Origin of the sequence: Streptomyces sp. IBSNAI002, assembly GCF_052244475.1 — a bacterium.
Taxonomy (GTDB): domain Bacteria; phylum Actinomycetota; class Actinomycetes; order Streptomycetales; family Streptomycetaceae; genus Streptomyces.
Window position 1 is genome coordinate 269,984 of sequence record NZ_JBQPXG010000003.1, and the last position, 12,768, is coordinate 282,751.

Genomic DNA, 12,768 nt, shown 5'->3' on the forward strand with positions numbered 1-12,768 from the left:
AACACCCGGCCCCAGAAACCTCGAACCTTGATAACAAAAGAAGCAAAGCCCTCAGAAATGGGCAGGTCAAGAAGTGTGCAGCCCGCCCGCGCGGGTGTCCGACGGGCCGGCGGTCGCGCACCGAGCGACCGATGGGGTGCAGCCCGCCCGCGCGGGTGTCCGACGCTGACAGAGGGACACGAGATCGGGCACTATGAGTGCAGCCCGCCCGCGCGGGTGTCCGACGCTTGGGTACGTGATCGAGCTGATCCCCGGCACGTGCAGCCCGCCCGCGCGGGTGTCCGACGTCGTCCGGGTCCGCATACGGATCCTGGATCCAGCGAACCCGCCCGGGCGGGTGTCCGACGTGCTCGATCACGGACGTGGCCGGTAACTGGATGTGGAACCCGTTCGTGCGGGAGTCCAACGGCCGCGGCCACGGTATCGACGTAGCCGTCGTGATTCTCGTCCTGCCCGCGCGGGGTCCGACTGGTGGTGACGGCAAGAGCACCTTCGCGCGAGAGCAGCCCGCCCCCGCGGTTGCCCGGCGTACGGCGCCTGGGACGTGACGACACCGGTCGCGTGCAGCCCGCCCGCGCGGGTGTCCGACGTCGTGGCCCCGCAGGTCGCGGTGGATGTCGGGGTGGAACCTGCCCACGCAGGTGTCCTGCGTGGCCGAGCTTGGCCCCGGAGTTGTCGATCCGGTGGAACCCGCCCACGCGGGTGTCCGACGACGTCTCCGCCCCGGTTCTTCTCTCCCGAACCGTGAAGCCCGCTCACGCGGGTGTCCGACGGCCTCGCGGCACCGGGCCCCTTCGTTGGTGTCGCGAATTCTGCCCGCGCGGGTGTCCGACGGAGAAGGGCAAGCCGCTGTGCCCGGGCGAAGTGAAGCTCGCCCGCGCGGGTGTCCGACGAACTTCCCGCCGTCTGGCTCCAGGGTGAGCAGGTGGAACCCGCCCGCGCGGGAGTCCGACCTCGCTCAGCATTGCGGGGGCGCATGCCCTGATGTGGTGCCTGCCCGCGCAGGAGTCCACCGTTCCCAAAGGGCGGCGGAGGCGTTGCGATCCCGAGGAGTCCGCCCGCGCGGGAGTCCCACGCGCGGTTGGCACTACCGCGAGGTCGACCGGATGTGGAGCCCGCCCGTGCGGTAGTCCAGCGGCAGGCCCCCCAGCACAAGTGCGGCAGGCTGGGTGTCGCCTGTCCGTGCGGGTGTCCGACGTACTTCGCCCAACCAACCCACTGGGGCATGATGTGGAGCCCGCCCGTGCGGGTGTCCGACGTGTCCGCCGGGGCTTTTGCCTTGTGAGTACCGGTGAAGCCCGCCCGCGCGGGAGTCCGACGGCCAACATCGCCGCTTTCGCCTCGCAGTTGGAGTGGAGCCCGCCCGAGCGGGAGTCCGACGGGGGAGGTCGATTCCGTGACAGCCCCGGGCGCTTGGAACCGCCCGTGCGGGAGACCGGCGAGCGCCAACGTCGGCGTCCGCGTCGTCACCGGGTGGAGCCCGCCCACGCGGGAGTCCTTCGACCACTGGGATGAGAGCGCGGCCTGCCGGAGCGTGGAACCCGCCCGCGCGGAAGCCGACGCCACCGCCGTGCGGCTCGGCGACGGATGGATCGTGGAACCCGCCCGCGCGGCTGTCCGACGTGCACCCCGGGCACCATGGCGCATCGCCACCGGTGGGAACCTGCCCGCGCGGGAGTCCGACGCAGTGGAAGGAGCACGGCTGCTCTGTCCGCAAGTGCAACTCGCCCAAGCGGGTGTCCGACGCCGTGGCACCACGCGTTCAGGGCTCTGGTGGAGTGCAGCCCGCCCGCGCGGGAGTCCGACGTTGGTGCGTGCGGCGAGGGCCGCCAGGTTCACGTGGAACCTGCCCGCGCGGGAGTCCGACGCCCCCGCTCGTCGGCCTAGTACTGCAGCGGTCTTTGTGGTGATGGTTTGTCGGTTTCGGGTGGGGTGTGGCCGCGTCGTTTGTAGTGGCTGACGCGGGCTTGGTGTTGTCGGCGGCGGCGCCAGTGTGACCAGTGCAGGATGTGTTCGACGGGTGGGGGTCGGCGGTGGGTGAGTCGGGTGATCAGGCGTCGGATTTCGGGGAGGGTGAGGGGTATGAGCTGGGAGGATCCGTTTCTTCTTTCTCCGTGTCTGCCTCGCGCGCCTTCAGGACAGTCAGGCAGGCGTGGGCGGCCATGGCGAGGGTGATGTGGCGGTGCCAGCCGGGATATCGTCGGACTTGGTAGTCGTCCAGGCCGCATTCCTGCTTGGCGGTCTGGAAGCATTCCTCGACCGCCCATCGGCTGCCCGCGACGCGGATCAGCTCTTCCAGGGTGGTTTCGGCGGGGCAGTAGGCGATGTAGTAGGAGATCTGGTCGGGCCGGCTGACGCTTCGGCGGGCGATGACCCAGTGGCGGCGGTCCTCACGATGCCAGGGCCGGACCTCGACCCTGGCCCAGTCGTAAACACGCGGGCCGTGGGCGCCGTTGCCGCAGGAACGGCGCTTCCACTTCTGCCTCGCAAGGCCCGGGAAGAGGTCGTGAACCGGGTGGTCCATGGCCCAGCGGGTGACGACGGTGTCGTGCCGGGTGGTGGCCATGACGTGAAAGACGTCCGCCCGCTCGAGTTCCGTGCGCCAGCCTTTGGAGAAGCCGTAGGCGGCGTCCGCGGTCACCCACCGGAACGGGATCTTCTCCGTGATCGCCCGGCGGACCATGGCCTTGGCGATGACCACCTTCGTCTCGAAGACGGTCGTGTCCTCGATACCCGCGGCCCGGCATCGCTCGCGGTCATCGGTCCATGACGTGGGCAGATACAAGCGGCGGTCGATCAACGTGCGACCACGGGCGCCGGAATAGGCGAGGAAGACACCGACCTGGCAATTCTCCGTGCGGCCCGCCGTTCCCGAGTATTGGCGCTGAACTCCGGCGGAGCGGATGCCCTTCTTCAGAAACCCGGTGTCGTCGACGATCAGGACCCCGTCGGGGTCGCCGAGGTGCTCGATGACGTAGTCGCGGACATCATCGAGCACCTCGTCGGCATCCCAGTCGATCCGGTTGAGCAGTCGGTGGATCCGGTCCGGCCCTCCGTGCCCGGCCTCCTCCGCAAGCGTCCAACCGTTCTTCCGCTCCAACGGCGCTATCAGACCCCGCATATACGCCAATGCCGACTCCCGCGGCTCCACCCGCGAGAACCGATGGACAAACCGCGCATGCAACTCCGACAACCCCGCCGACCACACACGGGCATCCGCCCGCACCGACTCCCACCCCATATCCACCACAACGACATAACTACCCAACCGTCACCCAAAGAACCGTTGCAGTACTAGGGCCTGTTTCTCGGATCATGTGCGGAGCCAGATGGTGAGGGCTGCGAGGGTGACGGTGCCGAGGTAGATGTAGGCGCGTTTCTCGTAGCGGGTGGCGACGGCGCGGAAGCCCTTCAGCCGGTTGATGGCTCGTTCGACGGAGTTGCGCTTCTTGTAGCGCTCGCTGTCGAAGCCGGTGGGTCGGCCGCCCCGGGAGCCGCGGTTCTTGCGGTGTCTCTGCTGGTCGAGGCGTTCGGGGATGGTGTGCCGGATTCCGCGTCGTCGCAGGTAGCGGCGGTTCTTCCGGGACGTGTAGGCCTTGTCCGCCAGGACGTGGTCGGGGCGCGTGCGGGGCCGGCCGACGCCGATACGGGGCACGGAGATCTCCTTCAGCACCCGCTCGAACTGGGGCCCGTCGCCGTAGTGTCCGGGTGTCAGGACGAGGGCGAGAGGCCGGCATCGTCCGTCGGCGGCGAGGTGGATTTTGGTGGTGAATCCGCCGCGGGAGCGTCCCAGGCACTCGCGGATCTGACCACTTCCTTCAGCCGGACGATCAGTCTCCGCAGCACCGGATCGACCTGGTTCGTCCCCTGCAGGTTCCCCTTTTGAGGATCGGTGGCCGCCGGCGTCTTCCTCGCGCCGGCGGCGTGCTGGTGGGCCCGCACCGCTGTCGAGTCCACCGAGACGTCCCAGTCGATCCGGCCCTCCGCGTCCTCAGCCGCCTGGATCCGGGACAGCAGCATCGACCACGTTCCATCCGCCGACCAGCGGCGATGACGTTTATAGATGGTCTCCCACGGCCCGAACCGCTCCGGCAGATCCCGCCACTGCACACCCGTCCGGACCCGGTAGAGCACCCCGTTGATCACCCGACGGTGATCACTCCACCGGCCCCCACGCGCACCACCAGGAGGTAAGAACGACTCCAGCCGGTCCCACTCCGCGTTCGTCAGATCCCCACGGCCCATACAGCAAGCCTGACCCCAACACCCCACCCACGTCATGCGATCCGAGAAACAGTGCCTAGGAAACCGGTGCATGTGAACCCGCCCCTGCGGGAGTCCGACGAACGCCCACGTCTACGGCCGCCGCCGCGAGGTATGAAGCCCGCCCGCGCGGGAGTCCGACGGAACGGGCCCTGTACGCGGCCGGTACTGCGGAGTTGAACCCGCCCGGGCGGGAGTCCGACGACCAGCAGATGGAGGACTGGGACCCGACCCCCGTGGAACTCGCCGCGCGGGAGTTCGACGGCAAGAGCAGGTTGATGGACGTGGGGGCGTGGTGGAACCCGCCCGCGCGGGTGTCCAACGAAGCGCGACGGCCCTTACCAAGCCGTGGAACCCGCCCGCGCGGGAGTCCGACGCAGCTGAAGCGGGTCGGCGTCACCCACAAGCAGTTGAACCCGCCCGCGCGCGAGTCCGTCGTGCGGGCACTGCTTCAAGAAAGCCGTTAGCCGGTCGAACCCGCCCGCGCGGGAGTCCGACGACGTTCATGTTCCTGGACTCGCCCCGGGTCCAGTGGAATCCGCCCGAGCGGGGGTCCGACGAGACTGCGAACGGTGCTCTCCCACTGCCTGGGGTGGAAGGGAGTCCGAGGTACCGCAATGCCCGCGGCCTTCCACGTTGGTGGAACCTGCCCGAGCGGGAGTCCGACGCCGTTACTCACACCAGAGCAGCGACTCGCCTCGTGGATCCCGCCCACGCGGGAGTCCGACGCGCATCACCTCGTCCAGGCGGTGGACGTTCGGGAGAAACCCGCCCGCGCGGGGGTCCGACGTCGCGCTCACGCTGCAGCTGGTGCAGTTCGGCGTGGAATCCGCCCCTGCGGAAGTTCGACGAACCCGTCCTTCCCGACGCTCGGGTAGACCGCGTGGAACTCGCCCGCGCGGGTGTCCCACGAAGGTGTGGCGTATCAACGTGGTCGAAACCACGTGCACCTGCCCGTGCGGGTGTCCGACGACGGCCACCGCCGTGTCCCCGGCCGGCGCGTAGCGGAACTCGCCCCGCGCGGTAGTCCGACGTTCAAGGACATCCTGGAGACGATCGTTGGTGTGTGGATCCTGCCTGCGCGGGAGTCCGACGATGGCCCTGGAAGACGAGCGCCCCCGCCTTTAGTGGAGCCCGCCTGCGCGGGAGTCCGACGAACTGGCTGACCAGAGAGGGATTGCGCCCGAGATGGAACCAGCCCGCGCGGGAGTCCGACGAGTCCGGAAGGCCACTGCGTGCCTGGCCGGTGGAGGAACCCGCCCGTGGGGGAGTCCGACGCACCAGGTCAACCCAGATCGGACGGAACTCCGGTGGCACCTGCCCGCGCGGGAGTACGGCGTACGGCGACATGGACGATGACGACAGCATCCGGTGGCACCCGCCCGCGCGGGAGTCCTTGGACAGCTGGGATGAGAGTGCGGCCGGCCGGAGCGTGGAACCCGCCCGCCGGAAGTCCAACGTGCACCCCGGGCACCATGGCGCATCGCCACCGGTGGAACCCCGTCCGCGCGGGAGTCCGACGCCGTACAGGCCCTGCATGCTGATGGCCATGCCGTGGCACCCGCCCGCGCGGGAGTCCAACGGAAGGGGTTCGCCAGAGCAGGAGCGGGACATCCTGGAACCCGCCCTCGCGGGCGTCCGACGATGGCCATGAGGGGCAGAGTCCACCACCAGTCGCACAGGCCGCTGTTGCGGGGGTCTCACGGCGGCGCGGCCAGCATGCGCTGCGGCCTGCTCCGCTACCCGCCCCTGCGGGATCCGCCGATCATCACGGCGGCGACTGCGCCGCCGACGAGGTACAGCACGCCCTGTGCGGGGGGTCCGCGGTCCCCAGAGGGAGGTCGCGGGAGGAGATAGCCGGCCTCGTGCCAGGTCTGTCCTTCGCCACTGGGCCATCGTGGGTGTCCTATCTTTTACGTTTTGAGGTGATTTTCTCAATGGTCTTCGAGTTGTGCTCCTGTGTGTGGGGGAAGTCTGACGAGTTGCCTGCTCCGTATCCGCTGGGCTGTCATTCGCTGGATACCGCGGCTGTCGCGATGCTGCTTTGGGATGTTCATCTCTCCGCAGGACAGCGCCGGTTTGTGGCCGAGTCGTTCGGGGTCCCGGAGCGGCAGGCGCGTGCGCTGGTGGCGTTCTGGGCTGGTCTTCACGACCTGGGAAAGTGCTGTCCTTCGTTCCAGTCGTCGCCGACGGGGCCGGAGCCGGAGTTCCTGCGGCAGGAGGAGTTCGCTTCTCCCACGGGCTGGATGAACGAGGGTGCGGTCCGTCATGAACGGGTGACTCATCTTGTTCTGCCGTCGATCCTGGCCGATTACGGGTATGACGCCGCGTCGCGGCCGGGGAAGTCAGTGGCCCATCAGGTGGCGCAGATCCTCGGGGGACATCACGGGGTCTACGGGCTGATGCTGGACCGGGCGACGCTGAGGCATTCGGAGCGGGCGGAGCCGCGGGTTGGGACGGCGCCGGGATGGCGGGAGCAGCGAGCCGCGCTGGTGGATGTCGTGCACGCGGCGTGTGGACGGCCGGCTGCGCCGGGCCGTGTGGCGCCTGCGGGTGCGGCGGTGCTGGTGACCGGTCTGGTGGTCCTCGCGGACTGGATCGCCTCCGGTCATCCGTGGGTGCGTGCCCGCCAGGACGACTGGATGGCGGACGAAGACGAGGACTGGCAGGCCCACTTCGAGCGGGCGTACACGGCTGCGGGCCCGGCAGTGGAGAAGCTCCAGCTCGCGGCGCCGCAGTGGGCGCCCGCATCCCGTTTCGAGGACGTCTTCCCAGAGATCACCCGCCCGTACCCGCTGCAGGCCGACATCGCCGCGCGTCTGCCGGGTCTGGTGAGCGGAGCGGGCATCTTGCTGGTGACCGCACCGACCGGTGACGGCAAGACGGAGACCGGGCTCTTCGGCGCCCGCCTCCTCGGCGCGGCAGCAGGCCAGCCAGGGCTTGGGGTGCTGCTGCCGACAATGGCCACGACCGACGCGATGTGGGACCGAGTCCGCGCTTACGTCCGCCGTGCCGCGGCAGCCGACACCCCGGTCACTTTGCTGCACGGGATGGCCTGGCTGAAGGAGGCGTACTCCACGGACGCCCCTGATGCCGAGCTCTGCGACGACGGGGTGTCCACGACGGCGGGTGACTTCGTGCGCCGTAAGCACCTCGGTCTGGCCGCCGGGACCGCGGTGGGTACCTGGGACCAGGCCGCGATGGCCTGCCTGCCCATGCGGTTCAACACCCTGCGCTGGCTCGGCCTGTCCGGCAAGACGCTGATCATCGACGAGGCCCATGCCTACGACGCCTTCGGCCACGCTCTCACCGTCCGCCTGCTCCAGTGGCTCGGCCACCTCGGAGCCCCGGTCGTGCTGTTGTCCGCGACCCTCGCCGGCAGCCTCGCCGAGCGCCTGGTCCACGCCTACCTCCAAGGCGCCGGCCACACCTCCCCGGAGCCGGTCACGCCGGCCTACCCCGGCTGGCTGTTCGCGGACGCGGCCACCGCCACCGTGACCACCTCCGCGACGATCCCCAGCACCCGTGCGCACTCCCTCGCCGTTGACCAGCAGTCCGTGCGCCACACCCACGACCCCCACGCCGCCGAGGGCCGCGCCGCGCACCTCGCACGCCTCCTCAGCCCGCTGTACGACGCAGCCGAAGACCCGGGCGCTGTCCTGGTGGTCTGTAACACCGTGCCCGACGCACAGGCCACCTACCAGGCACTTGCCGCCCGCTCCGGTACCCGCACCCCCAACCTCCTGCTGCTCCACGCCCGGATGCCGCAGTGGCAGCGCGAGGACCTCACGCACCAGCTCCTCACCCTCCTCGGCCCCCGCGCTCAGCGGCCCCACGAGCCGTGGATCGTCGTGACCACCCAGGTTGCCGAGCAGTCCCTCGACGTCGACTTCGACCTCGTCACCACCGACCTCGCCCCCCTCGCCCAGCTCCTCCAGCGCGCCGGCCGCGGACACCGCCACATCCTCGGCCGCCGCGGCCGCCGGCCGAGCTGGGCACCAGCCCCGCGCCTGGTCGTCCTCGTACCCGCCGGAGACCTTCCCCCGCCGACGTGGGGCAACGTCTACGACGCGGCCCTGCTGCGCCGCACCCGCGACCTCCTCACCGAGAAGGCCGGCAGCCCCGTCGCCATCCCGGAGGACGTCACCTCCATGATCGAGACCGTCTACGCGGACCTCAACACCCTCGCCGAGCAGGCCCTCCACGACGACCACCGGCGCGCCGGCCAGGACGCGGCCGCCGACACCGCCGCCATCCCCGCCCCCGACACCCTCACCGACCTCTACCCGATCACCGACCGCGACCTCGACCCCGACCTGCTCACCACTCGCCTCGGCGCCGACTCCGCCCGACTGCTCCCGGTCTACCGCACAGCCAACGGCACCACCTGGCTCGACCCCCAGTGCACCCGCCCACTGCCGATGCCGGCCTCCGGCCACAAACGCCTCACCCGCGCCCAGGTCGCCGACCTCGCCCGCCTGAGCGTCCCCGCCCCCGGTACCTATCTCCCCAAGGGCCCTGACACCGCCGTGCCCGGGGCATGGAACAAGACCCCACTCGCCCGTGAGCTGCGCCTGCTCCCGCACAGCGTTCTGCCTGACGGAGGCATCCAGGGCCACCGGACCGAGCGGCACATCCTGCTCCTCGACCCTGTCCTCGGCCTCGTCCGCACCGCCGTCCGGTGAACCCTGAAGATCGTCGGGCCGTTGTGGGGGCGGTTCTCAGCAAGGCCGGGGCGGCGCGGATCCTCTTGCTGGCTTCCGGACCACGGCTGGCGTGACCCAATTGCCCTGGCAGTCCTCCTGGAGCGCTACCCCACCCTGGAACCGGCCGGGCCTGCTCCCCGTGGCGCCCGTCACTGCGAGCCCGCGGCTTGAAGGAACTCCCGGTGCGTTACGCCGCGGAACGCCGCGCGGACTGAGTCGCGCCGACCCGCACCTCGGCGTAGACCGTACTGATCACCGGGGTGGGCTGGTTCGCCCGCCGGGAGCCGCGGCTGAACCTGCTGTCCAGCCGTGCTGCCGTCCCGCGACACGGTCCGGGAGGCCCGGGCTACTCAGGTGGCGGTGCTCAAGGAGGAGACGGCTAGGGCCCCGAGGATCATGTAGGGGCCGAAAGCGAGTTCGGTCTTCCTGGACGCTTTCCCAAGCAGCATCAGGATGAGGCCGCTGGCCGCGCCGAGCGCGAATCCGGCGATGGTGCCCCACAGGAGGGCACTCCAGCTCGACCAGCCGAGAAGGGCACCGACCGTCGGCGCCAACTTGATGTCGCCTCCGCCGGCCCGGATGACGAAGTAGACCGTCGTAACGGCCGTGGCTCCGGCGAGGGCGCGCCAGATACTGCCGGGCTCGCCTGCGAGTTCGGCTCCGGTGACGAGCAGGAGGGTGCCAGCCGACGCCGGCAGCGTCAGGACGTCGGGCAGGCGGTGGACGGCGAGGTCGATGAGGGCCAGGGCCGCACCGCAGGCCAGCAGCCAGTACTGGGCTGCACCGATCCAGCCCGTGGCCCCGGTGGAGGCAAGGGCGGCGAAGGACGCTCCGGTGAGGAGTTCGGGGAGCCAGGCTGCCGGACCGGCTTTCGCCTTGCAGGACGGGCATCGGCCGGTCGTTGCCCGGAGTCGGCCTCGGAGGCCGGGGGAGAGGTAGTCGGCGTCGCAGGAGGGGCAGGTGCGCCGGTTCGGCTCGCCGCTGGGTACGGCGCGGGCGAAGATCAGCGGCCGGGCGGCTGCGCCAGCGGCCAGGCCCGCGAGGAGCGCGACGGCGGTGACCACGTGCATCTGGCTCTCCAGGCGATCTGAGGTAGCTGATTTCAGCCAGCCCGCAAGCTGGACAACTGAAGCGTAACGAAGTCGCCCGGGGTTGCCGCCGGGTGGGGCAGATCGTGATCTTCAGTACAAACCAGCAGGTCGCACAGGGTAACGTGAGGCAAAAGGGGGTGGTTCGCAGACTTCATCCCTCGTACCGTTCAGAGTCACCGGGGTGGCTTGAATGCGAGGGCATGTCGATCCGGTGTCACACCCGAGGCGTTGATCGCACCTCTATGTGCGATGCGCGCCTGCGCACGGACTCGACGAGAAGGAAGTACGACCAATGACCGCTGGGTCGAGCAGCACAAGTCTTCAGCCGCCCCACTTGCCCGACGTGGCTGCGAGGCCTGCCCGGGTGCGGTGGACGAGGGGACGCAAGGCGCTGTTCGGTGCCATCGGGTTCGGGTCGACCGTCATCGCGGCGGTCGGTTTCGTCGGCTCCTACACCGCGGTGCGCGCGCTGGCGGAGGAGAAGGGCTTCGGGTCCTTCGCGCCGGCCTTCCCGCTCGCGGTGGACCTCGGGATCGCGGTGCTGCTGGCCCTGGACCTGGCCCTGACGTCGATCAACCTGAAGTATCCGCTGCTGCGCTACATAGCCTGGCTGCTGACGGCCGCGACCATCACCTTCAACGCGGCCAGCTCGTGGCCGGACGTGCTCGGCTCCGCGATGCATGCCACGATCCCGTTGCTGTTCATCGCGGTGACCGAGGCGATGCGCAACGCGATCGCCAAGGCCACCTCGATCGAGCTCGACCAGCACATGGACTCCATACGGCTGTCCCGCTGGTTCCTCTCCCCGGCGGCGACGTTCTCCATATGGCGGGACATGAAGCTGTGGGAGATCCGCTCGTACGCCCTCGCCCTGCAGCGCTACCAGGAGAGGATGCTGCTCCGCCAGGACCTGAGGGCCGAGTACGGACGCGGCTGGCGGAGGAAGGCGACGAGCGCGCAGCTGCGCCCGCTGCGCCAGGCCCGCCTCGGCATCGCGGTCGAACGCGGGACCACCGACGTGCTGGTCGCCGAGCAGATGCGTGACGAAGTGCCGGTCCAGGCGCTCGCCCCGGTGCAGTCGCCGCGACCCGCTCCTCAGGGCCCGGCCGTCGTCCTGGAGGCGACGGCGGCCCTCGCGCCGCAGAACCTTCCCGCCCCGCCCGCACCCGCGGCCGACGCCGTCCAGGCGCGCGCGGTGGTGCCGGAGCAGTTCGTGCCGATGGCTCCGGATCCGGCTTCTCAGCCCGCCGTTGAGGCTGTCGCCCCGATCCCGGCCACGCGCGAGGAACTCGTCGAGCCCGGCCTCGACGTGGGCACGCCGCAGTCCGGCCCGGTACGGGCTCCGGTCGCCGAACCGCAGAGCGGGGACCCCGTCGCACCCCAGGGCGTCGACGCTGCCGGTCCCAGAACGGGCGAGAGCGGCGAGGAGTCCGAGACCGCGGACGACGCCGAGGACGACGAGGCCGCCGGTGGAGAGATGGAGGAGCCCCGGGTAGACCTGGGTGTCGCGCCCCCGGGGGAGACGAAGGGGCAGCGCGCCGAGCGGATCTACCTGGCCCACCAGCAGGCCGGGGTGGAGCTGACCAAGCCGAACCTGGCCCGGTGGGCGGGCTACCAGCAGGAAGGGTCCGGCCGCACGCAGTACAACAAGCTGGAGAAGACGCACGGACCGATCGTCGTCCGCGAAGGCGCCGACCAACTCGACCTGGACTGGCGCCAGCCCGGAGGCCAGGACGCCGGACTGCGGCCGGCCGAGCCCGTGCGTTAGAACCCGGAGCGGACCGGGGCGCTCTACGGGGCGTGTGAGGGGCGGGGCAGGCCGTTCATCCAGCACAGGTGGGAGACCCGCCGGTGAAGGGCGGCCCAGTCGTCGCCAGCCGGTGCGAGGCTCTGCTGGAGCCGGTCGCAGACTTCGCTCAGGCACCGAAGGGCCTCACGGCCGCGTCCGCCGCGTACCGCGTTGCGGGCCCGGTCCAGCAGCAGATCGGTCTCGGCGTCGGGCGCTCGTCGCTGCATCGCGGTGATATAGGGCAGGAGCTCGGGGATGACCGGCGTCAAGGTGCGGTCGGAGAACGCGACGGACCGCGCCCGTCGGAACAGGTGCACGATCACGACGAGCCCGGCCGTCCACACCACCTGCTGGGCCAAACCCAGGAGCACACCGCCCGGGCGGGAGAGCAGGCCCAGCTGCATGATCAGCAGGAGGCCGAACTGGCCCGCGGTCACGAGCGCGACCCAGCCCATCGGGCCCGGGAGCGGCGAACCCCAGCGACGCTCGGGGTCTGCCGCCTTGGCGTACCCGACGGCGCCGAACGCGATGGCCGTGAGCCAGCCCAAGGTTCCCGCCATCACCGTCACTGCATGCACCGCGCGCCCTGCCCTCATCTCGCCCGTCTGGTCGCACGACACTACCCGGGCGCTCTGACACCGCGAGGTTCCCGATTCAGGGGAGGCCCGGCCGCCCGCGCCCGGTGAGCCGATCCTGCCGAAGAGCCCATGAAGGCTTGGCGGTGAAGTTCCGGCACCATCCGACGGCGTGGAGGAGCAGAACGGAAAGGAGGCCGCCGCAGCGTCGACGACCATGGCCGACACCCGAAACGCCCTCCTCCATGCCGGTGAAGATCGCCTCCGCCCCGCCCCCCTTCGCGAGTCCGGTCGTTCTGTTCGACATGCGGTCGGGACACGGTGAAGAGGGCCGAGGATGAGCA

General features: G+C 70.3%; 6 protein-coding genes. 2 read left to right on the plus strand and 4 right to left on the minus strand.

Annotated features, from left to right (window positions below):
• Nucleotides 1-2,050: 2,050 nt before the first annotated feature.
• Both ACTVZO_RS41115 and ACTVZO_RS41120 read right to left on the minus strand, forming a co-directional pair.
• A complete protein-coding gene (locus tag ACTVZO_RS41115) occupies nt 2,051-3,241 on the minus strand; it encodes an IS701 family transposase (RefSeq protein ID WP_443303762.1) in 1,191 nt (396 codons plus the stop codon).
• Nucleotides 3,242-3,313: 72 nt separating this feature from the next.
• Nucleotides 3,314-4,245 (minus strand): IS5 family transposase gene (locus ACTVZO_RS41120; RefSeq protein ID WP_443303693.1). Its coding sequence is split into 2 segments (ribosomal slippage): nt 3,314-3,880 and nt 3,883-4,245, totalling 930 coding nucleotides; the frame shifts between segments, so codons are not numbered across the junction.
• Between the two features lie 1,955 nt (nt 4,246-6,200).
• Here ACTVZO_RS41120 and cas3 point away from each other — a divergent pair.
• The gene (gene cas3, locus ACTVZO_RS41125; protein WP_443303694.1) at nt 6,201-8,948 is read left to right on the plus strand and encodes a CRISPR-associated helicase Cas3'; all 2,748 of its coding nucleotides are present in this window, start codon (nt 6,201-6,203) and stop codon (nt 8,946-8,948) included.
• Between the two features lie 371 nt (nt 8,949-9,319).
• On the opposite strand, the gene ACTVZO_RS41130 is transcribed toward cas3, so the two are convergent.
• Complete coding sequence (locus ACTVZO_RS41130; RefSeq protein ID WP_443303695.1) at nt 9,320-10,039, minus strand: prepilin peptidase; 720 nt, start codon at nt 10,037-10,039, stop codon at nt 9,320-9,322.
• A 364-nt stretch (nt 10,040-10,403) separates the two neighbouring features.
• Here ACTVZO_RS41130 and ACTVZO_RS41135 point away from each other — a divergent pair, with 364 nt between their 5' ends.
• On the plus strand, nt 10,404-11,828 hold the full coding sequence (locus ACTVZO_RS41135; protein WP_443303696.1) for a DUF2637 domain-containing protein: 1,425 nt from the start codon (nt 10,404-10,406) through the stop codon (nt 11,826-11,828).
• A 23-nt stretch (nt 11,829-11,851) separates the two neighbouring features.
• Here ACTVZO_RS41135 and ACTVZO_RS41140 read toward each other — a convergent pair whose 3' ends face one another.
• Entirely contained in the window at nt 11,852-12,409 is a 558-nt protein-coding gene (locus ACTVZO_RS41140; protein ID WP_443303697.1) for a hypothetical protein, read from the minus strand.
• Nucleotides 12,410-12,768 lie beyond the last annotated feature (359 nt).

Bases quoted from the DNA above. Each gene is read 5' to 3' on its own strand.
- ACTVZO_RS41115 (WP_443303762.1), bottom strand. From the start codon at position 3,241: ATGGGGTGGGAGTCGGTGCGGGCGGATGCCCGTGTGTGGTCGGCGGGG.
- cas3 (WP_443303694.1), top strand. From the start codon at position 6,201: ATGGTCTTCGAGTTGTGCTCCTGTGTGTGGGGGAAGTCTGACGAGTTG.
- ACTVZO_RS41130 (WP_443303695.1), bottom strand. From the start codon at position 10,039: ATGCACGTGGTCACCGCCGTCGCGCTCCTCGCGGGCCTGGCCGCTGGC.
- ACTVZO_RS41140 (WP_443303697.1), bottom strand. From the start codon at position 12,409: ATGGCGGGAACCTTGGGCTGGCTCACGGCCATCGCGTTCGGCGCCGTC.